Here is a 19,692-nt window from a genome sequence, read left to right as displayed (position 1 = left end):
ACGACGTAGGTCCCAAGGGATCGTCCCCCGCACGCCCCCGGCGGTGGAGAAGCGACCCGGGCCGCAGGGAGACGACGTTGATGACTGAGTTTACGACGCGCGCGCGCGCCGCGCTGCTTGGAGCCGCCGCCTTTTCGCTCGCTCCTTACGCCGCGGCCGAGGCCGCCGAACCCCTCCGCGTCTGCGCCTCGAGCGTCGAAGCGCCCTATTCCCAGGCCAAGGCCCAGGGTTTCGAGAACCAAATCGCGATCGCCGTCGCCAAGACGATGGGACGTGAGGCCGAATTCGTCTGGAGCGACAAGCCGGCTATCTATCTCGTCCGCGACTATCTCGACAAGAACGCCTGCGACGTCGTCTTCGGCGTCGATTCTGACGATGAGCGGGTGCTCGCGACCAAGCCCTATTTCCGCACCGGCTACGTGTTCGTCACCCCCGCTGACGGCCCCGAGATCGGGTCGAGCTGGGAGGACGCCGGCAAGCCCGACTACAACCGGTTTGCGGTGAGGTTCAGCACTCCGGCCGAGCAAATCCTGAAGTACGCCGGCAAGTACGAGGAGAACCTCTCCTACAACCTCTCGATGGTGAACTTCGAGGACAAGCGGAACAAGTACACGCAGGTTCCGGCCGACAAGCTCATCAACGCGGTCGTCAACGGCGAGGCGGACATGGCGATCGCCTTCGCCTCCGACGTCGCGCGCTACGTGAAGTCGGCGTCGAAGCCGCTGCGGATGACCATGATCCGCGACGACTTCGAACGGTCCGACGGCATGAAGATTCCCCTCCACTTCGACCAGGCGATCGGCGTCCGCAAGGACGATGCGAAGCTCCGCGACGAGCTGAACGCCGCGATCGACAAGGCGAAGCCCCAGATCGACGAGACGCTTTCCGCGGAAGGCATCCCGACGCTCGAGCCCAACGGCTGAGCGTGGCGATCGGGGTCCGTCCTCAACCGTTCAAGCGAGTTTCTTGATGATCAATCGCATCGTTCTGGCCGCCGGCGTCGCCGCGTTCGCCCTTCTCGGCGGCCCGGCGACCACCCAGGCCGCCATCGAGCTGCACAACACCGTGACCGGCGAGCCGCTCAACCTCGACGACGCCGGCCCGGAAGGCCGCGACACCGAGGCGTTCAAGACCTTCATCGAGACGGGCAAGAACCCCTACAACAACGAGCCGAACTGCCTGGCCAACGGCGAGCAGCTCTATCTCGGCATGTGCTCGGGCTGCCATGGGCACGTCGCCGAGGGCAAGATCGGGCCCGGCCTCAACGACAATTACTGGACCTATCCGGACAACAACACGGACAAGGGCCTGTTCGAAACCATCTTCGGCGGCGCAAGCGGCCAGATGGGTCCGATGTACGGCGCCGTGAACCCCGACCAGATGCTCCAGATCATGGCGTGGGTCCGGCACCTCTACAAGGACGGCGTGGACGACGCGAAGTGGCTCGACGACGCCCAGAAGGCGAGCTTCAAGCCCTACGACGGCCACAGCCACGCCCCGAAGCCCGACCCGGCCAAGACCCCCGAGGCCTGCAAGGTTTCGGAATGACGCGAATCTCCGCCGACCACCGGCGCGGGACGGACGCGCGCGCCCAAGACGCGCGGTCCGCGGTTGGAAAGCCCGAATGACAACGCCTCAAGGAGGAATGCCCATGTCCAAGATCGCCGCTTACGGTCGCCTCTTCGCCGCCGCCGGTTTCGCCGTGGTCGCGCTCGCCGCTCCGGCGCTCGCCTATGACGGCACCAACTGCAAGGAGCCCGGCGTGTGCTGGGAGCCGAAGCCGAACTACCCCGCGAAGAACGAGATCAAGGGTTCGAAGTACGACCCGAAGCACGACCCGAAGGAAATCAACAAGCAGTCGGCCTCGATCCAGGCGATGGAGGAGCGCAACAAGAAGCGCGCCGACAACTTCGCCAAGACCGGCAAGTTCGAATACGACGTGTCGAAGATCGGCGCCAAGTAATCTTCGACGGCGGCCGGGCGTCGCGGCCTTCGTCGCGCGCCCGGTCCGCCGATCAGCAATCCCGCGCGGTTCGATCGCTGTCGGATCGCTCCCTCTCGTCGTCGGGGCGGATGTCTTCCGAACGCTCCACGGGATGGCGACACGCACCTCGCGGTCGCTGCGGCCGGCGTCGGCATGCCGGAGCCCGTCGCGGCGACCGCCTTTTTCGGAAGGCGGTCCGTCGGGGACGCGGAAGTTCGAGGTTCATCCATGGCGGCTGCAACGATCGCCTCCGAGCGCCGCGCCGGCGCGACGGAGATCAATGGCCAGGGGCTCGACGCCTGGCGCGACCAGGCGCTGGCGTTCGAAGCCGAGGTGTCGCGCGCGGTGGTCGGCCAGCCGCACGTGGTGCGCCTGCTCGCCATCGCCCTGTTCGCCCGCGGCCATGTGCTGCTCGAAGGCGACGTCGGCGTCGGCAAGACCACCATCCTGCGGGCCGTGGCCCGCGCGCTCGGCGGACCGTTCGAACGCATCGAGGGCACGGTCGACCTCATGCCGACCGACATGCTTTACACCGCCTTCGTCGACGACGACGGCAAGCCGCGCGTCGAGCCGGGGCCGGTGCTGCACCACGGCGAGAACCTCGCCGTGTTCTTCTTCAACGAGATCAACCGGGCGCGGCCGCAGGTGCATTCGCTGCTGCTGCGGCTGATGGCCGAGCGCAGCGTCACCGCGTTCGGAAAGGAATGGTCCTTCCCGCACCTGCAGGTCTTCGCGGACCGGAACCGGGTCGAGAAGGAGGAGACCTTCGAACTGCCGGCCGCCGCCCGCGACCGCTTCCTGATGGAGATCGCGGTCGACACGCCGACCGATCCGAAGGTGCGGCGCGAGCTGATCTTCGACCCGCGCTTCCACGACGTCGACCGGCTGATCGGCTCGCTGAAGGAGGGCGTGCTCGATCATCGCGGTCTCGGCGACGCCGGCCGCGCGATCCAGAACACGGTGAAGGCCAGCCAGACGCTCGAAACCTACGTGCTCGGGCTGTGGGACGCGATCCGCCAGCCGGTCTCTGCCGGGATCGAGATCGCGGGCGTCGACATGAACCGCCTGCTGCAGGGCGGCGCGAGCCCGCGCGGCGTCGGCGCGCTGGTGCGCTCGGCGCGCGTCCGCGCCTGGCTCGAAGGCCGCGACATGGTGCTGCCGGAGGACGTGCGCGCGGTGTTCGGGCCGGTGATGGCGCACCGCATCTTCCTCGACCCGATCTACGAGATGCGGCGCGACCGCATCGTGCCGGACCTCTGCCGGCAGGTGTTCGAACGGGTGCCTGCGCCGTGAGCGCTCCGGCCGGACGCGAAGGCCCGCCGCGCGCGGATCTGCCGTATCGCCTGTTCGGCCGGGCTCGCGGCGTCGCGCCGGGTTCGCACCGCGCGGTCGGCGTGGGCGCCAACGGCTCGTTTCTGCGGCACGCCTCCATCCTCGAGATTCCCGACGCGCGGCGCATCGACATGCGGGCCTCGCTGCTCGATCCGCTCGGCGGCATCAAGGTGCGCCGGTTCGAGAACCGCGCCCGCATCGACGTGTTCGCGCTGCTCGATCTGTCGGGCTCCATGGCGTTCGGCCGGGGCGGGCGCGCCGACGATCCGGTCGCGGAGCTCGTGTCGGCCGTCGCCTACGCCGCCGCGCGCGGCCAGGACCGCTTCGGGCTGATCGCGGCCGGTCCCGATCCGCGCGCCGACATCGCGATCCGGCCGACCCGCCGGCGCGGTGCCGCCGACGAGGTGTGGGACCTGCTTCAACGCGAACGCGGCGCCGGACGCGGCGTCGCGAGCCTGATCGAGGCCGCCGACGAACTGCCGCAGCGGCGCGCGCTGGTGTTCGTCGTGTCCGACTTCCTGATGCCGGAAGGCCAGTTGGAGGAGCTGATGGGCCGGCTCTGGCAGCACGACGTCGCCCCCGTCGTGGTGCGCTCGAGCGCGGTCGAGACGCGGCTGCCGCGCTTCGGCCTCGTCGAGACGCGCGATCTCGAGACCGGCCGCCGGCGACTGATGGTGATGCGGAAAAGCCTGCGCGAGCGCTGGATAGCGGCCGCCAAGGCCCGCCGCGCCGCGCTCGACGCGGTGTTCCGCCGCCATGGCCGGCCGGCCTTCGACCTGGTGGACCGGTTCGACCCGGAAGCCTTCGCCGACCACCTGCTTTCGGGGGGCGTCTGATGCGGAGACGGATCGCGGCCGTCGTCCTGCTGCTGGCGGCGTCGGGGCTTCCGGCCCAGGCCCAGGTTCGGGGCGGCGAGACCTACGGTCCGCGGCCGTTCGGCGTGCTGATCGGCGACGTGTTCACCCTGCGCACCGTGCTGACGGCCGACGCCCCGTTCAAGCTCGACCCGGCTTCGCTGCCGAAGACCGGGGCGCTGACCTACGCGCTCGACCTCCGCCGCATCGACGTCGCCGAAAGCGCAGGCCCGAACGGCGCCACGCGCTACGACATCACCGCGCAGTACCAGACGTTCTATTCCGCGCTCGAGACGCGCGAGGAGACGGTGCCGCCGCTCAACCTCGCCTTCGTCGACGGCGAGGGCGGCCGGCGGGAAGCAAAGGCCGGCGGCTGGGCCTACCTCACCTCGCCGCTCAGGCCGATCGCGACCACCTCCGGCGAGACCCAGTACGCGCTCCGGCCGGACGCCACGCCGCGCGTCCCGAGCCTGCGCGAGGCCGAGATCGGCTTCGCGTCGGCCGGGGCCGCGACCCTCGCGGCGCTCGCGCTGCTGGCGTGGAGCCGGGCCTGGCCGCCGTTCCATCGCCGCCCGTCGCGGCCGTTCGCAGCCGCGGCGCGCTCCGTCGCGCGGCGGGCGGGCGCCGGCGAGGCCGGCTGGCGCGACAGCCTGCTCGCTCTGCACCGCGCCTTCGACGTGTCGGCAGGCAAGCGCCTGCTCGGCGACGACGTCGCGGCGTTCCTCGGCGCGCGGCCGTCGTTCAAGCGCCACGAGGCGGCGATCCGGGCGTTCTTCGACGCCTCCCGGCGGGCCTTCTTCGGGGGAGCCTCGCCGGCCGCGAGCGGCCTGTCGGCGGATGCGCTGACGAAGCTCGCGCGCGATCTGGCGTCGGCGGAGCGCGCCGCGTGAGCTGGATCGGCTTCGACCACCCCTGGGCGCTCCTGCTGCTGCCGCTCGCGCTGCTGCCGTTGTTCGTCTCGCCGCTCAGGCTGTCGAGCGTGCCGTCGGACGAGGTGGCGCCGCCCGATCCGCTGTCGGCGATCGCCGGCGCGACCATCGCCGGCCTCGGGGCGCTCGCGATCGCGCTGATCGTGTTCGGGCTGTCCGGAGCGCACCGCCGCGACCAGACGGTCGAACGCCGGGGCGCCGGCGCCAACATCGTGCTGCTGATCGATCGCTCGTCGAGCATGGACTCGACCTTCGCCAACCGTGCGCCCGACGGCGGAGAGGAGTCGAAGTCCGCCGCCGCCCGCCGGCTGCTCACCGATTTCGCGGCGCGCCGGCCGGCGGACCGGGTCGCGGTCGCGGCCTTCTCCACCGCGCCGATGCTGGTCACGCCGATGACCGACAAGCACGACGCGATCCGCGCCGCGATCGCCGCGATCGACCGGCCGGGCCTCGCGCACACCGACGTCGGCCGAGGCTTGTCGCTGGCCTTCTCGCTGTTCGACGACGAATCCAGCGAAACCTCGCGCGCGATCGTGCTGGTCTCGGACGGCGCCGCCGTCATCGACCGCCGCGTCCAGGACGCGCTGCGCGACGCCGCCGCGCGCGATCCGGTGCGGCTCTACTGGCTGTTCCTGCGGACGCAGGGCGCCAAGGGCATCTACGACGCGCCGGCGCCGGGCGAGCCGGACAGCCCGCAGGTCTATCCCGAGCGCCATCTCAACCTGTTCCTGAAGAGCCTCGGACTGCCGTACCGGGCGTTCGAGGCCAACGGCCCGAAGGAGGTGTCGGACGCGATCCGCGAGATCGACCAGCTCGAACAGCGGCCGACGACGTACCGCGAGGTGATCCCGCGTCAGGACCTCGACTGGCTCTGCTACTGGCTCGCCGCCGGCGCGCTGCTGCTGCTGCTCGGCGCCAAGTTCGCCGAGCGCCGGCTGGACGACGGTCCGATCGCGGCGGACTGGAACTACGGCGCGCGGCCTGCGGGGAGGGCGACATGAGGCTCGGCGCGCTCAGGAGCCTGCTGCCGCCGGCGTTGGCGCTTGCGGCCCTCGTCGCGCTCGGCTACGCGGGCTGGCGGCTTTACGAGCAGCGGCAGGAGCGGGCCTACATCCAGGCGCTCGCCGCGAACCGCGACGTGCAGCCGGCGGATGACGCCACCGCCGCGGCGCTGTTCGCCCGCGCGCATTACCTGCTGGCGCGCGACCGCATCGACGAGGCGCAGGGGCTGGTCGGCCGGATCACCGAGCGCGGTTCGCCCGCGGTCGTGGCGCGGTTCCACTACGACGTCGGCAATGCCCGCACGCGCCGCGCGATCGCCGCGATCGAGGCCACCAAGATCGACGTCGCGGTGCCGGAGGTGCGTCTCGCCAAAGAATCCTATCGCGAGGCGCTGCGGGCCGATCCCGAGCTGTGGGACGCGCGCTTCAACCTCGACGTGGTCATGCGTCTGGTCCGCGACTTCCCCGAGGTCGAGCGCGGCGAGGAGGAGACCAAGGCGCAGCCGAAGAAGCTCTGGACCGACCTGCCGGGCCTGCCGCGGGGGCTGCCGTGAAGCGGCCCGACTCGAGGACGCTGGCGCTTGGCGCCGCGCTCGCGCTCAGCGTTGCGGCGGCGCTGCAGCCGGAGGCGGAGGCGGAGCAGCCGACCTACGACGTGATCGCCTTCGTCGACATCACCGGCAGCATGAACGCGCGCGACTACGCCGCCGCGGACGGCAAGCCGCAGAGCCGGCTCGACGCGGTCAAGAGCCGGCTCGCCACGGCGGTCGGCCGGCTGCCCTGCGGCTCGCGCTTCGGCCTCGGCGTGTTCACCGAACGGCGGGTGTTCCTGCTGTTCGAGCCGATGGAGACCTGCCGCAACTTCAACGCCATCTCGGGCGCAATCGCAGGGCTCGACTGGCGCATGGCGTGGGAGGGCGACAGCCGCGTCTCGGCCGGGCTGTTCCGCGCCATCGACGCGGCGCGGCCGGCGGGCGCCGACGTGATGTTCCTGACAGATGGCCAGGAGGCGCCCCCGCTCAGGACCGACATGACCCAGTCCTACGACGGCGAGAAGGGCGATGTGCGCGGCCTGATCGTCGGCGTGGGCGGAACCGACCTCGTGCCGATCCCGAAATACAACGACTTCGGCCGCGAGGTCGGGTTCTTCTCCATGGACGACGTGCCCCAGGCGTCCCGCCTCGGGCCGCCGCCGGAAGCGGCCGAGAGCCTGCCGGGCTACAACGCCCGCAACGCCCCCTTCGGCGAAATGCCGGCTGGCGAGGAGCACCTGACCTCGGTCAAGGAGCCCTATCTGCGCGAGCTCGGCGAGATGACCGGGCTCGGCTACGCCCGGCTCGGCGCCCCGGACGATCTCGCCGCCGCCATCGCCGCCAACGCGCGGCCTCGGCCGCTGCCGGTCGCGATCGACCTGTCCCCAGCCCCCGCCGCGGCGGCGCTTCTCGCGCTCGTCGCCCTTTTCGGAGCGCCGCTCGTAGCCCGGCTGCGGCGTTCGCGCCAGACCTACGCCTGAGGAGTCTTCCCTTATGATCAAACGCGCCGCAGCCGCCGCAGCCCTCGCCGCCGTCCTTGGCGCGCCGGCCTTCGCCCACGGCCCCACGCCGCAGAAGGTCGAGGAGAAGGTCGAGATCAAGGCCGAGCCCGCGAAGGTCTGGGCCGTGCTGAAGAACTACGGCGCGCTCCAGGCCTGGCACCCGGGCGTCGAGAAGAGCTCCGGCCCGGAAAGCGGCCAGAGCGCCGAGCGCACCTTCTCGGTGAAGGGCAAGCCCGGCGAGATCGTCGAGGGCCTCGACGAGTATGACGAGGGCAAGATGATGTACGGCTATCGCCTGTCCGGCGAGGCCGGAGAGGTGCTGCCGGTCAGCTCGTATTCGGCCGCCATCGCCGTGAAGCCGAAGGACGGCGGCTCCGAAGTGACGTGGCAGGGCCGCTTCTACCGCGCCGACACCTCGAACGAACCGCCGGAGGGCAAGGACGACGCCTCCGCCGTCGCCGGCATGACCGAGTTCTTCAAGACCGGCCTCGAGGGCCTGAAGCAGAAGGTCGAGGCGGGCGGATGAGCATAAGCCGGCTCCGTATCGCCGGCGTCGTCGCGCTCGCTCTCGCGGCCGGCGTCGCCGGCCGCGCTTTGGCGGCGGAGCCGACCATCGTCGTGGTGTCGCAGAAGGGCGCGACGCTCGGCTTCCTGCCGCTCAGTGAGGGCGAGCCGGAGCGCGTCGCGATCGGCGAGTCGCCGGCGGGCGTCGCCGTGGGGCCGGACGGGCGCACGCTCTACGTCACCCATCCCGACCGCGGCCGCGTCACCGTGCTCGACGCGGTGACGCGGCGGGTGGCGGCCTCGTTCCCGATCAAGGGCTCGCCGTTCGGGGCGGCCGCCACCGACGAGAGCCTCTACGTCACCGACTGGACCGGCAACGTGCTGCACCGGCTGGAGGTCGCGACCGGCGCGTCGGTCGGCCAGGCCTCGGTCGGGCGTTCGCCGGCCGCGGTGATCCTCGACAAGGCCGGCCGCCGCGCCTTCGTCGCCGCCCGCGAGGCCGACGCGATTTCGATCGTCGATCTCAGGACCATGACGGAGACCGGCCAGATCAAGGTCGGCCGCGCGCCCTTCGCGCTCGCGCTGTCGCCGGACGAGCGCCGGCTCTACGTCGCCAACGTCCAGAGCAACGACCTGTCGGTGGTCGATCTCGAAAGCGGGCAGGAGCTGAAGCGCGTGCCCGTGGGCAAGATGCCTTACGGCGTAGCCGTTACGCCCGACGGCGCGAAGATCGTCGTCACCAACCAGCACGACGGCACGGTCTCGATCGTGGACGGGGGCTCGCTCACGGAGACCGCGAAGGTCAAGGTCGGCGACTATCCCGAAGGGGTCGCGCTGACGCCCGACGGCAGGCAGGCCGTGGTCGCGAACTGGTTCGACGACACCCTGTCGCTGATCGATCTCGCCAGCGGCGAGGTGACGGACACCCGGGAGACCGCGGAAGGTCCGCGCAATCTGCTGGTGGTCGCTCCGTGATCCGCGCCGCTTCGCATCCTGCGAAGCGGATCGCGGCCGCGCTTCTGGCGCTTGCCCTGTCGGGCGGAGCGGCTCACGCCGCGCCGGCCTGCCAGGGCTCCGACCTCGTGGGCGCGCTGCGCGACGAGGATCCGGAGGCCTTCGCCGCCTTCGAGGCCGCCGGCCGCCGCACGCCCGACGCCGAAGGGCTGCTCTGGCGGGTCGAGAAGGGCGGCGCTCCGCCCTCCTTCCTGTTCGGCACCATCCATTCCTCGGACGACCGGCTGAAGCCGCTGCCGCAGCCGGCGCTGGACGCGATCGCTGCGGCGCGGCTCGTGCTGGTGGAGCCGCGCGAGATCTCGGACCCGCAGGCGGGCGTCGCCGCGCAGCGCGCCGCCGGCCGGCGCGCGCTGCGGCCGCAGGGCGGCGCGCTGTTCCTGGTTCCTGAGCGGGACCGGCGTGCGGTCATCAACCTGCTCGCTGCGCGCGGCGTGCCGGAGCTGACCGCGCAGAAGCTCGAGCCCTGGTTCCTCGCCATGCTCGCGACCGCGCCGAGCTGTGAGATCGCGCGCATCGACCGCGGCGAGCTCAACGTGGACCAGCTCGTCGTCGAGGCGGCGCGCGCCGCCGGGGTGCGCGTGGAGGGGCTGGAGGATGCCGAGGAGCAGTTCGCGACGCTCGCCTCGGTCGATCCGGAGCTCGCGCTGCGCGTGCTGATCGACACCGCGCGCCTCGGCCCTCTCTTCGCCGATTACGTCGAGACCACGCTCAACCTCTACCGCGACCGCCGCATGAGCTTCCTCGCCGCCGCGCTGCGCGACGCCAAGCTCGGCGGCGAGCGCATGGTCACGCAGATCGACTATCTCGAAAGCCTGCTGCCCGGCCGCAACGCCCGGATGCACGAGCGCTCCCAGGCGGCGCTCGCGGAAGGCGGCGTGGTGGTCGCGGTCGGGGCCCTGCATCTGTCGGGCGAGGACGGCCTCGTCGAGCGGGTCCGCCGCGACGGCTACCGCGTCACGCGCGTCTGGTGATCAGCGCCGGGCGAGCGCCTGCTTGCGGATCGCGGTGAGCGTCGTCGCCGGCGAGATGGCGTCCGCGTCGATCGTCACATGGATCAGAGCCGGCCGGCCGCAGGCGCGGGCGGCGGCGAAGGCCGGCGCGAACGCGCCGCGTTCGGCGACCGTGAAGCCCTCGGCGCCGTAGGCGCGGGCGAGCGCCGCGAAATCGGGGTTCCTGAGCGCCGTCCCGAACGGCGCGCCGGGAAATTCCCGCTCCTGATGCATGCGGATGGTGCCGTACTGGCCGTTGTCGATGAGGATCACGACGACCGGCAGGTCGTGCTGGACCGCCGTCGCCAGTTCCTGCCCGGTCATCAGGAAGCAGCCGTCGCCGGCGAGCGCGACCGCCTCACGCTCGGGATGCAGTCGCTTCGCCGCGATCGCGGCGGGCAGGCCGTAGCCCATGGAGCCCGAGGTCGGCGCGGCCTGCGTCCCGTAGCGGGTGAAGCGGTGGAAACGGTGCAGCCAGCCGCAGTAGTTGCCGGCGCCGTTGGCGACGACCGCGTCCGGCGGCAGCGTGCGGAGCGCCGCCATCACCTCGCCCATCTGGACCGCGCCGGGATGCTCGGGCGCGGCCTCCGACCAGGCGAGATAGTCGGCGTGCGCCGCCTCGGCCTCGCCCTCCCAGCCGAGCGCGTTCGGCGGCTGCAGCCCCTCGAGCGCGGAGGCGAAGGCGTTGGGCGTGGCGTTGATCGCGAGCGTCGGCTGATAGACCCGGCCGAGTTCCTCGGCGTCGGCGTGCACATGGACGAGCGTCTGGCGCGGCGTCGGCACGGCGAGCGCGGTGTAGCCCTGACTCGGCATTTCGCCCAGCCGCGCGCCGATCAGCAGCACGAGGTCGGCGTCCCTGACGCGCGCCGCGAGAGCCGGGTTCGGGCCGATGCCGAAATCGCCCGCGGCGCAGGGGTGGTCGGCCGGAAACAGCATCTGTCGACGGAAGGTGGTCGCGACGGGCAGGCGGAACCGTTCGGCGAAGCGGGCGAGGTTCTGCGTCGCCTTCTCCGACCAGCGCCCGCCGCCGACGAGCGCGATCGGACGCTTCGCCGCCCACAGCAGCTTCTGGAGCTGCGCCATGTCGGTGAGGCCGGGCCAGGTCTCGGCCGGCGCGACGGGCCGCGCGTCCGCGACCTCGGCGGCCTCGGCCAGCATGTCCTCCGGCAGCGCGATCACCACCGGACCGGGCCGCCCCTGCGTCGCGACGCGGATCGCGCGGGTGACCAGCTCCGGAATGCGGGCCGTCTCGTCGATCTCGACCACCCATTTCGCCACCGAGCCGAACACCGCGCGGTAGTCGAGCTCCTGGAACGCCTCGCGCTCGCGAAAGCCACGCTCGACCTGCCCCACGAACAGCAGCAGCGGCGTCGAGTCCTGGCTCGCCACATGGACCCCGCTCATCGCGTTGGCTGCGCCGGGGCCGCGGGTGACGAAGCACAGGCCCGGCGCGCCGGACAGCTTGCCCCAGGCGTCCGCCATCATCGCCGCCCCGCCTTCCTGCCGGCAGACGACGAAGTCGAAATCGCGGTCGCGCATGGCGTCGAGCACGGCGAGGTAGCTTTCGCCCGGCACGCCGAAGCCGGTCGTGAGCCGGTTCGCGATCAGCGCGTCGACCAGAATCTCGGCGCCGGTCCGGCGGCGGGGGGAGGGCGTCATCGTCGAAGCTCCGGCCGTCAGCCGTGCCGGTCGGGGGCGATCGTGACCGGGAAATGCGTCAGCGCGTAACGCGCGACCCGCCGCGGCAGCAGGTTGGAGAGGCGGATGAGGGCAACCATCGGCCAGGGAAAGGCGATCATCTCGCGGCCCTTGGCGACGCGCCGGGCGATCAGCGCCGCGGCGTCGTCCGCGGACATCTCGAAGGGCTTCGGGCCGAGATAGCGGGCGCTCATGTCGCTGGTCACGAAACCCGGGCACACCACCGACACGCCGACGCGGTCCGGCGCCAGGAAATCGGCGAGCGCGCGTCCCCACATCAGGATGCCGGCCTTGGAGGCGGAGTAGGCGGCGGTGTCGCCCACGGCCTGCAGGGCGGCGAGCGAGCTCATCAGCACGATCCGGCCGCGCTTGCGGGCGCGCATCGGCTCCAGCAGCGGCGTCACGGTCGCGACCGCGCCCTCGAGATTGATCCGGAGCTGGCGCTGGGCGCTCGCGAAGGTCTCGGCCTCGCGGTTCGGGCCAAGCCCGCCCGAGACGCCGGCGTTGGCGATCACGAGATCGACGGGATGACGGGCGTCGAAGGCGAGCAGGATGCGCTCCAGCGCGGGGGCGTCCGAGACGTCCGCCGCGGCGGTCTCGACGGTCGCGCCTCGCGCGCGCGCGTCGGTCGCGGTCGCCTCCAGCCGGCCGGCGTCGCGGCCGACGAGCAGCATGGTCACGCCCGGCGCCGCGTAGGCGCGGGCGAGCGCGGCGCCGATGCCGCGGCCGCCGCCGGTGACGACGACGTTGGTGAAGGCGGGGACGGCGCTCACTCGCCCGGAACGGTCGATCCGACGTCGACCACCGCCGGCGGCCGCCATCCGAGCGCGACCGGGCGGCGCTGCGACAGCGGCGCGATCTCGGTGAGGCGCTCGACCACGTTCGCCACCGCGATCTCGACCGACTCGCGGGAATAGAAGCCGCCGTTGAGCTGCGTGCGCGCGATGACCACGCGGCGGAAGTCGGCCGCGAGCTCCGGATCGGGCGGCGTCGGCGCGGTCCAGAACGACTCGAGCGAGCCCTGATGGGTGAGGCCGGGCATGTCGTAGATCGCCTGGCCCAGCGCGACCACCGGCTTGATATGGTGCAGCGCCTGCGTGCCGACGGTGCTGTTCACCACCACGACGCCGCGCGATCCCTCGATCAGCGTCGGCATGTGCCCGCCGTCGATGAAGATCAACCGGTCGCCGAGATCGGTCTTGCGCGCCGTCACGCTGGTGGTGCGCCGCCGGTTCACGAGCCCGTTGTCGAGCGGGTGCAGCTTCACGATCAGCTTGGCCTCCGCCGGGGCGTGGGAGGCGAAGGAGCGGGCGACCAGATTGACCACCTCGTTCATCGCGCTGAACGGCGAATGCAGCCGGATCTGGTAGTCGCTGTCGAGCTGGAGCGGCAGCAGGAAGTAGGGCGTCTTTCCGTCCGCCACGCTCGCCTGCACGGCCTCGGCGCGCTTGGTCTCGGCCTTGGAGCGCAACAGCCGCGCCACCCAGCCGGCGTATTCCACGTAAGGGTGGTGCGGCCGGTAGCGGCGGTAGGACGGGTAGAGATATGGGAAGAACGTGTTGGCGGAATTGTAGATCACGTCCCACAGCGTGCGGGTCCGCATGTCGCCGCGGATCGGCGCCGGGCGGGACTGCTCGGGGAGCGCCCGCGCCAGCGCCCGGATCGCCTCCGGCTCGCGCGGAAGGCTGGAGAAGCCGTTGACGCCGCCGGCCTCCATCGTGATCCAGTCCGGCCGGATGTAGCCTTCCTCGAACACGTGCACGTTCACGCCGCGGAGCTGCGCCGTCGCGATCGCGACGCGGTGGTAGGGGCGCCCGTCGCCGAACAGCACGAGGTCGGTTACCCCGCGCTCGTCCATGAATTTCGCGAGATAGCTGCGCCAGTTCTCGAACCGGCCGCGATAGTCGGCGGCGCCGGGCAGCGTCCAGAACAGCCGGTCGCCGAGGTTCAGGTTGATGCGTTCGACGCCGTAGCCCTTCCGCGCGAGCGTGCGGCCCAAACGACGGAAGAACGGCGAGGCCAAACCCTGCAAAAACAGGAAGGTCCGGTCAGGCCGGGTATGCGGATCGTCTCCGGTACGGCTCATCAATCGCCCAATAGCACACGCCGGACGCAGCCGCCGCACGCCGATAAAAACGATGCCCCATTCCACGGATGCTGCGCCTGCGAGACAGGCGCGTCGACGATTGAGTTTTTCTGAGCCATTGCCACGCTGTCGATAGGCCGATAGCGCTGCGCGAGCCCCTGTCGCAATTCACCCGGACGTGACTGATTGAACCATAGCCCCCGCACAGTGGCAATCATCTCCGAGCGTTTGGTGCGACGCGCGGCCGACGTGGCCGCGATCGTCGGGCGGCCGGTCGTCTCTGGAATGAGGCGTTTGACCCATGTCGCCGCAGTCGCGACCGCCACGGGCGACGTTCGCGAGCGCGAAGCGGAGGCCTTCGCGCGCGCGAACGGGGTCGGGCTCGTGCGGTTCGCGCCCGGTCCCGTCGCGCTGTCGGTCCTCGGGCGCGCCGGCCGAACTCTTTGTTATCGATTGATTAATTTCGATGGTGCGCCGCCGCCGCCCGGCGCGCCGGACCGGCTGGCGGAGCTCCGCGCCGAGCTGCTGGAGCTTGCTGGGCCGGGCGAACTTCGCATGGAGGCGGATTTCGATCCGGCCGATCCCGCGCTCGCCTGGCTCGATCCCCATGTCCGACGCCTCGTCCCGGCCGAGCATGCCCTGCGCTCGGCCTGCGACATCCTGCGTCACCGGGCGCGCACCGCGCGGCGGTCGGTCGGCTGCGGCGTCACCGGCTGGAAGCGGACGACGGTGGCGGGCTTTCTGGACGGTCCCAACGGTCCGCCGCTGTTCGAGGCCTCGCCCGAGGCGGCCACGCGGGCCGCGCAGGCCTGTTCAGGGCGGGTGGTGGTCTGGGCCTCGCGCGGCGCCGGGCCCGCGGTCGCGGCCGCCGAGGCGGCGGGCGTCCCGATCGCCCGCATGGAGGACGGCTTCCTGCGCTCGGTCGGCCTCGGCGCGGCCTTCGTGGAGCCGCTGTCGCTCGTGCTCGACGACAGCGGCGTCTATTACGACCCGTCGGCGCCGAGCGATCTCGAGCGCATCCTGAGCGAGGGCGCGATTCCGCCGGCGCTCGCCGCGCGCGCGGCGGCGCTGCGCGAGCGGCTGATCGCGGAGGCCGTAACGAAGTACAATGTCGGCGAGAGCGTCGCTTCGATCGTGCCGGCGGGCCGTTTCGGCGTGCTGGTGCCGGGGCAGGTCGAGGACGACGCCTCGATCCTGCGCGGCGCGGGCGCCGTGCGCACCAATCTCGGGCTGCTGCAGGCGGCGCGCGCGCGGCGGGGGAGCGACGCCTTCATCATTTACAAGCCGCACCCGGACGTCGTGGCGGGCTATCGCGCCGGCGCGGTCCCCGAGCGTGAGCTGCGCCGGCTCGCCGACGCCGTGGTGACCGACGGCGCGATCGCGGCGCTCTACCCGCAGTGCCGCGCGGTCGAGACCATGACGTCGCTGTCCGGCTTCGAGGCGCTGATGCGCGGTCTCAAGGTGACCGTCCACGGCCAGCCGTTCTACGCCGGCTGGGGCCTGACCGAGGATCTCGCCGCGCAGCCGCGCCACGGTCGCCGCCGCAGCCTCGACGAACTGGTGGCGGCCACGTTGATCCTTTACCCGCTCTACCGCGATCCGGTTTCGGGCCTTCCCTGCGGGCCGGAGACCGCGCTCGACCGCATCGCCGAGGCGCGCGCCCGGGCGGCGACGGCGAAAGGCCGGGCCCTGGCCCGCGTCCGGCGCGTCTATGCGCTCGCCCGCCACCGCCTGCTCGGGCCGTTCGACCGGAGGGCGCGTTGACCGGGCTCGCGCTCGCCTTCGCGCTGTCCTTCGCCGCCTCGCTCGCGGTCGAGACCATGCCGCCGTCGCTGCGCGCCTTCCGCGCGCCGCCGAAGGCGCTGCTGCTGCGGCTCGCGGTCCATCTCGCCCTGTTCGCCGCCCTGTTCGCGCTGTCGTGGCGGCCCTGGCATGCGGCCTTCGTGGTGACGGTCACGACCGGCCTGTTCGCGGCCGGCAGCAACGTCAAGCAGGGCATTCTCGGCGAGCCGCTGATCTTCACCGACGCGGCGCTGGTGCGGCACGCGATCCGGCACCCGCGGCTCTACTACGCCGAGCGGCTCGCTCGGCCCCCGGCGCTCGCGGCGCTCGCCACGCTGCTGGTGGCGACCGTGCTGTGGTTCGCGATCGAGCCGTCGATCCTGCCCCGCGACGCGCCGACGCTCGTGCTCGCGCCGCCGGCGATCGTGCTTGGCCTATGGGCGGCGCTTGGCTCCGCTCCGGTCGCGGCCTTCGCGCGCTCCGTCGTCGCCGATCCGGCCGACGCGGACGGCGACGTGCGGCGCTTCGGCCTCGTCGCGGCGCTCGTGCTGCACTGGCTCGCCTGGCGGTCGGCCACACGGCCGTCCGAGGCGGCGATGGCGGCCGCGGCGGCGCTGCCGGCTCCGCGCCCGGCGGCCGAGGGGCCGCGCGTCGTGGTCGCGATCCAGTGCGAAAGCTTCGTCGACATCGCCGCGCGCGGGTTCGACGGGCCGCCGCTGCCGGCGCTCGACCGGCTGCGCGCCGAGGCGCTGGCCTGGGGCCGCTGCCGCGTGCCGGCGGAAGGCGCCTACACCATGCGGAGCGAGTTCGCCTTCCTCACCGGCCTGGCCCCGGAGGCGCTCGGCCTCGACGCTTTCGACCCCTATCTGACGGCCGAACCCTATCTCGCGCGCAGCCTGCCGGCGCTGTTCGCCGCCTCCGGCCGCGCCACCACCTTCCTGCACCCCTACGACCGGCGGTTCTTCGACCGCCACCTTCTCGTGCCGAAGTTCGGCTTCGGCCGCTTCGTCCACGGCGAGGCCTTCGCGGGCGCCGCGCGCTTCGGGCCCTATGTCGCCGACAGCGTGGTCGCCGACGCCCTCGTCGCAGAGATCAAGGCGGCCCTGCGGCCCGCGTTCCTGTTCGCCGTGACGATCGAGAACCACGGGCCGTGGGGGCCGGGACGGCTGCCGCAGACCGACGACGCCGCGGCCCAATACGCGCTCCATCTCGCCAACGCCGACCGCATGATCGGCCGGGTGGCCGAGGCGCTGCGCGCCCTGCCGGGCGGCGGCGTGCTCTGCCTTTACGGCGACCATGCGCCCGGCCTCACGCTGCATCGGGAGTTGCCCGATCGTCGCGCCACCGACTACCTGCTGTGGGACTCGCGGAAGGTGGCTGATTCGCCGGCGGCGCCTGAGACTCTCGACGTTTCGGACCTTGCCCGGAGGCTTCTGGCCGCCGTTTAAGGGCCCGGCATGTTGCCCTAACGCCTCACCCCGGCGAACACGGCATGGCGGTTTCGTGATCAAGGCCGTGCTTAAGGTTCCGTTAGTTGGCACGAAAGGGCTTCGGTGCTACCTCGGCGGACCGGGGTTAAGGTCAGAGCGAGGGCGTATGCACTCCAAACATGCTTCCGGCTCGGTCGCGTTCGCGATCGTGGCTGGACTGCTGAGCGGTTGCTCCACGCTGCCGGCCACGGGTCCGTCGACTGAGCAGATCGACCCGCCGAGCGTTTCGAACGACGCCATCCGCGACTACGTGCTGGTCGACATGAACCAGCAGGTCGTCGACATCGTCTCGCAGTACCGCGCCGCGCCGTTCTCCAAGCGTTTCGCGGCCGCGCGTCCCGCGCCCGGCCAGATCGTCGGCGTCGGCGACGTGCTGGCGATCCAGCTGTTCGAGGCCGGCCAGGGCGGCCTGTTCTCCAGCGACATCGGCGCGCGCGTGCAGTTCACCCAGCGGGTCGATTCGGACGGCTCGGTCACGGTCCCCTACGCCGGGCGCATCATGGCCGCCGGCTCCGGGACGCAGGCGGTGGAGCGCCGGATCGTCGCCGCGCTCGAGGGCCGCGCGATCCAGCCGCAGGCGCTTGTTCAGGTCACCGAGACGGTGAGCCGCAGCTTCGTCGTCAACGGCGAGGTCAACAGCCCCGGCCGCTTCCCCGTCACCGCCGCGGGCGACCGCGTGCTCGACGCGATCGCGATCGCCGGCGGCTCCAAGCAGGAGGCGTTCCAGACGCGCGTGACGCTGGTGCGCGGCTCGTCGCAGGCGTCGGCGATCATGAAGACGCTGATCGACAGTCCGGCCGACAACGTGTTCGTGCAGCCGAGCGACCGCATCTTCGTGACCAAGGACCCGGAACAGTTCCTCGCCTTCGGCGCGGTGCCGCAGCCGGGACCGATCCCGTTCGATCTCGAGCGGATCTCGCTGCTTGAGGCGGTCGGCAAGGCCGGAGGTCTGATCGACCAGCGCTCGGATCCGGGAGCGCTGTTCGTGTTCCGCTACGAGCCGGCCTCGGCGGTTCGCGCCATACGGCCGGACTACAACGGCCGCTTCGGCGAGCGCGTGCCGGTGGTCTACCGCGTCAACCTGCGCGACCCGGCCGCCTATTTCTACGCCAAGGCCTTCGTGGTCCGCGATCGCGACGTGCTCTATGTGGCGAACGCCAAGCTGTCGGAGCTGCAGAAGTTCCTGCAGATTCTCGCGAGCGCCCGCAACATCGCCCAGACCGCGCAGACCGTTCAGCGCCTGCAGCAGCAGTAAGGCGCAGCAGGCGCGCCTGCGGGACGCACGAAAAAGGCCCGGCTCGCGCCGGGCCTTTTGCGTTCGGAGCCGCAAGGTGGTCAGGCGGCGTGGCGGCTGGCGTCCGCGCCGTAATAGGCGACGTAGCGCGGATTGATCACACTGCGCGGCAGCACGATCAGCACGTCGGTGGTGCCGAACTGGCGGTCGACGACCGCGCCGTCGCCGACATAGGCGCCGAGCCTGAGATAGCCCTTGATCAGCGGCGGCAGCGCGCGCAGCGCCGCGCGTGGATCGATCGCCTCTTTCGGCGTCAGATCCATCGGCGATCGCCGGTCGGCCAGGGCGCTCGCGCGCCACTCCGGCGGCGCGGCGTGGAAGTGGTGGAGGTAGGACAACGGCAGCGCCAGCCGCTCCGGATCGGCGCCTTCGAGGCTGGCGCAGCCGATCATGACGTCCACGTCATGGGCCACCACGTAGCGCCAGATCCCGTGCCACAGCAGCTCGACGGTGCGTTTGTCGCGGAACGGCTTCAGCACGCAGGAGCGGCCGAGCTCGAGGAACGACCGCGTCGGATGACGCGCGATCAGCTCGTCGATGCCGAATTCGCCTGCGGTGTAGAAACCGAAGGCGCGGTCGGCGGTCTCTTGCCGGAGCAGCCGGTAGGTGCCGACGACGCGCGGCTTGTTCGGCTTGGCAGGCGCCGGCGGTTCCGCGGCCTCCACCAGGCGCGTTCGGTCCAGACCCCGCAGGTCGAAGCCTTGCAGTCCGGCGAACAGCGCGGCGGCCGGACTGCGCTTCGCGCTGTGGTCGAGCACGAGCAGGTGGTCGCAAACCGTGTCGTAGGCGTCCATGTCGCGCCGGGCGAGGCGCGCCAGCGGGTCGGCCACGGCCGACATCTCCTTGTAGAACACCTCGTAGCGCAGCCGCTGGGCGCGCTTCACGTCCTTCGGCCGGTCGGCGAGCTTCAGCTCGAGCTGACCTATGCGGCCGAGCGGCGACGGCAGCAGCGCTGCGGAGGCGGCGAGTTCAGCGCGGGTCGGCGTCGCCGCCGGCGCGCCCTTGCGGCCGAACATCGGCCAGCGCGCGGCTCCCGACGCGGGGCGGTGCGAGCGAAAGCGGCGCACCAGCCCCCCGGGAGCGGCGCGCGTCGCACGAACGATGGCCATGGGAAGCCTCTGCGGATGGGGGCGCGGGACCGCCCGCGCCGCGGCTCTCGGGCGTCGGACGCCGCTGGCGCTCGTCCGCCGACGACCGATCA

19 protein-coding genes are annotated in these 19,692 nt (G+C 71.8%); 15 read left to right on the top strand and 4 right to left on the bottom strand.

The features are described from left to right. Window positions 1–80 precede the first annotated feature (80 nt). The 12 genes from moxJ (at window position 81) to PKE78_RS09620 (ending at window position 10,123) form a co-directional block, all read left to right on the top strand. Window positions 81–923, top strand: a complete 843-nt coding sequence (moxJ, locus tag PKE78_RS09675) for a methanol oxidation system protein MoxJ (RefSeq protein ID WP_271200666.1) — start codon at window positions 81–83, stop codon at window positions 921–923. A 46-nt stretch (window positions 924–969) separates the two neighbouring features. Continuing rightward, complete coding sequence (gene moxG, locus PKE78_RS09670; protein WP_271200665.1) at window positions 970–1,548, top strand: cytochrome c(L), periplasmic; 579 nt, start codon at window positions 970–972, stop codon at window positions 1,546–1,548. 103 nt (window positions 1,549–1,651) lie between these two features. Beyond that, the gene (locus PKE78_RS09665) at window positions 1,652–1,963 is read left to right on the top strand and encodes a methanol dehydrogenase (protein WP_271200664.1); all 312 of its coding nucleotides are present in this window, start codon (window positions 1,652–1,654) and stop codon (window positions 1,961–1,963) included. Window positions 1,964–2,212: 249 nt separating this feature from the next. Beyond that, the gene (locus PKE78_RS09660; protein WP_271200663.1) at window positions 2,213–3,277 is read left to right on the top strand and encodes an AAA family ATPase; all 1,065 of its coding nucleotides are present in this window, start codon (window positions 2,213–2,215) and stop codon (window positions 3,275–3,277) included. Continuing rightward, complete coding sequence (locus tag PKE78_RS09655; RefSeq protein WP_271200662.1) at window positions 3,274–4,152, top strand: DUF58 domain-containing protein; 879 nt, start codon at window positions 3,274–3,276, stop codon at window positions 4,150–4,152. Before PKE78_RS09660 ends, PKE78_RS09655 begins: the two co-directional genes overlap by 4 nt. Beyond that, window positions 4,152–5,060, top strand: coding sequence for a hypothetical protein (locus PKE78_RS09650; RefSeq protein WP_271200661.1), 909 nt, complete (start codon window positions 4,152–4,154; stop codon window positions 5,058–5,060). The genes PKE78_RS09655 and PKE78_RS09650 overlap by 1 nt, the downstream gene beginning before the upstream one ends. Further along, a complete protein-coding gene (locus tag PKE78_RS09645) occupies window positions 5,057–6,100 on the top strand; it encodes a vWA domain-containing protein (RefSeq protein ID WP_271200659.1) in 1,044 nt (347 codons plus the stop codon). Before PKE78_RS09650 ends, PKE78_RS09645 begins: the two co-directional genes overlap by 4 nt. After that, complete coding sequence (locus tag PKE78_RS09640) at window positions 6,097–6,654, top strand: hypothetical protein (protein WP_271200658.1); 558 nt, start codon at window positions 6,097–6,099, stop codon at window positions 6,652–6,654. Before PKE78_RS09645 ends, PKE78_RS09640 begins: the two co-directional genes overlap by 4 nt. Beyond that, window positions 6,651–7,613: a vWA domain-containing protein gene (locus tag PKE78_RS09635; RefSeq protein WP_271200657.1), complete on the top strand. Its 963-nt coding sequence runs from the start codon at window positions 6,651–6,653 to the stop codon at window positions 7,611–7,613. Before PKE78_RS09640 ends, PKE78_RS09635 begins: the two co-directional genes overlap by 4 nt. Before the next feature lie 13 nt (window positions 7,614–7,626). Then, on the top strand, window positions 7,627–8,160 hold the full coding sequence (locus PKE78_RS09630; RefSeq protein ID WP_271200656.1) for an SRPBCC family protein: 534 nt from the start codon (window positions 7,627–7,629) through the stop codon (window positions 8,158–8,160). Next, the gene (locus PKE78_RS09625; protein ID WP_271200655.1) at window positions 8,157–9,113 is read left to right on the top strand and encodes a YncE family protein; all 957 of its coding nucleotides are present in this window, start codon (window positions 8,157–8,159) and stop codon (window positions 9,111–9,113) included. Before PKE78_RS09630 ends, PKE78_RS09625 begins: the two co-directional genes overlap by 4 nt. Continuing rightward, the gene (locus PKE78_RS09620; RefSeq protein ID WP_271200654.1) at window positions 9,110–10,123 is read left to right on the top strand and encodes a TraB/GumN family protein; all 1,014 of its coding nucleotides are present in this window, start codon (window positions 9,110–9,112) and stop codon (window positions 10,121–10,123) included. Before PKE78_RS09625 ends, PKE78_RS09620 begins: the two co-directional genes overlap by 4 nt. On the opposite strand, the gene PKE78_RS09615 is transcribed toward PKE78_RS09620, so the two are convergent. From PKE78_RS09615 to PKE78_RS09605, 3 genes are read right to left on the bottom strand one after another with little or no spacing between them, the layout of a single operon-like run. Beyond that, window positions 10,124–11,800 (bottom strand): thiamine pyrophosphate-binding protein, encoded by a 1,677-nt coding sequence (locus PKE78_RS09615; protein ID WP_271200653.1) that lies wholly within the window; start codon window positions 11,798–11,800, stop codon window positions 10,124–10,126. A 17-nt stretch (window positions 11,801–11,817) separates the two neighbouring features. Further along, window positions 11,818–12,612, bottom strand: a complete 795-nt coding sequence (locus PKE78_RS09610; RefSeq protein WP_271200652.1) for an SDR family NAD(P)-dependent oxidoreductase — start codon at window positions 12,610–12,612, stop codon at window positions 11,818–11,820. Further along, on the bottom strand, window positions 12,609–13,925 hold the full coding sequence (locus PKE78_RS09605; RefSeq protein ID WP_271200651.1) for a capsule polysaccharide biogenesis protein: 1,317 nt from the start codon (window positions 13,923–13,925) through the stop codon (window positions 12,609–12,611). Before PKE78_RS09605 ends, PKE78_RS09610 begins: the two co-directional genes overlap by 4 nt. Window positions 13,926–14,156: 231 nt before the next feature. Here PKE78_RS09605 and PKE78_RS09600 point away from each other — a divergent pair, with 231 nt between their 5' ends. The 3 genes from PKE78_RS09600 (at window position 14,157) to PKE78_RS09590 (ending at window position 18,452) form a co-directional block, all read left to right on the top strand. Beyond that, window positions 14,157–15,689, top strand: a complete 1,533-nt coding sequence (locus PKE78_RS09600; RefSeq protein WP_271200650.1) for a capsular polysaccharide export protein, LipB/KpsS family — start codon at window positions 14,157–14,159, stop codon at window positions 15,687–15,689. Continuing rightward, window positions 15,686–17,155 carry an LTA synthase family protein gene (locus PKE78_RS09595; protein WP_271200649.1) on the top strand — a complete coding sequence of 490 codons (1,470 nt, stop codon included), beginning with the start codon at window positions 15,686–15,688 and terminating at the stop codon, window positions 17,153–17,155. Before PKE78_RS09600 ends, PKE78_RS09595 begins: the two co-directional genes overlap by 4 nt. A 148-nt stretch (window positions 17,156–17,303) precedes the next feature. Next, complete coding sequence (locus tag PKE78_RS09590) at window positions 17,304–18,452, top strand: polysaccharide biosynthesis/export family protein (protein WP_271200648.1); 1,149 nt, start codon at window positions 17,304–17,306, stop codon at window positions 18,450–18,452. Between the two features lie 80 nt (window positions 18,453–18,532). Here PKE78_RS09590 and PKE78_RS09585 read toward each other — a convergent pair whose 3' ends face one another. Further along, window positions 18,533–19,600 (bottom strand): GNAT family N-acetyltransferase, encoded by a 1,068-nt coding sequence (locus PKE78_RS09585; protein ID WP_271200647.1) that lies wholly within the window; start codon window positions 19,598–19,600, stop codon window positions 18,533–18,535. Between the last annotated feature and the right edge of the window lie 92 nt (window positions 19,601–19,692).

Origin of the sequence: Methylopila turkensis (assembly GCF_027922325.1) — a bacterium.
Classification (GTDB): domain Bacteria; phylum Pseudomonadota; class Alphaproteobacteria; order Rhizobiales; family Methylopilaceae; genus Methylopila; species Methylopila turkensis.
Note: the sequence above shows the minus strand (reverse complement) of the source record. Positions and strands in the feature narration are given on the sequence as shown.

Coding starts and splice junctions, on each gene's coding strand:
- PKE78_RS09665 (WP_271200664.1), top strand. CDS start 1,652: ATGTCCAAGATCGCCGCTTACGGTCGCCTCTTCGCCGCCGCCGGTTTC.
- PKE78_RS09630 (WP_271200656.1), top strand. CDS start 7,627: ATGATCAAACGCGCCGCAGCCGCCGCAGCCCTCGCCGCCGTCCTTGGC.
- PKE78_RS09660 (WP_271200663.1), top strand. CDS start 2,213: ATGGCGGCTGCAACGATCGCCTCCGAGCGCCGCGCCGGCGCGACGGAG.
- moxJ (WP_271200666.1), top strand. CDS start 81: ATGACTGAGTTTACGACGCGCGCGCGCGCCGCGCTGCTTGGAGCCGCC.
- PKE78_RS09605 (WP_271200651.1), bottom strand. CDS start 13,925: ATGAGCCGTACCGGAGACGATCCGCATACCCGGCCTGACCGGACCTTC.
- PKE78_RS09590 (WP_271200648.1), top strand. CDS start 17,304: ATGCACTCCAAACATGCTTCCGGCTCGGTCGCGTTCGCGATCGTGGCT.
- moxG (WP_271200665.1), top strand. CDS start 970: ATGATCAATCGCATCGTTCTGGCCGCCGGCGTCGCCGCGTTCGCCCTT.
- PKE78_RS09640 (WP_271200658.1), top strand. CDS start 6,097: ATGAGGCTCGGCGCGCTCAGGAGCCTGCTGCCGCCGGCGTTGGCGCTT.
- PKE78_RS09650 (WP_271200661.1), top strand. CDS start 4,152: ATGCGGAGACGGATCGCGGCCGTCGTCCTGCTGCTGGCGGCGTCGGGG.
- PKE78_RS09625 (WP_271200655.1), top strand. CDS start 8,157: ATGAGCATAAGCCGGCTCCGTATCGCCGGCGTCGTCGCGCTCGCTCTC.
- PKE78_RS09615 (WP_271200653.1), bottom strand. CDS start 11,800: ATGACGCCCTCCCCCCGCCGCCGGACCGGCGCCGAGATTCTGGTCGAC.
- PKE78_RS09585 (WP_271200647.1), bottom strand. CDS start 19,600: ATGGCCATCGTTCGTGCGACGCGCGCCGCTCCCGGGGGGCTGGTGCGC.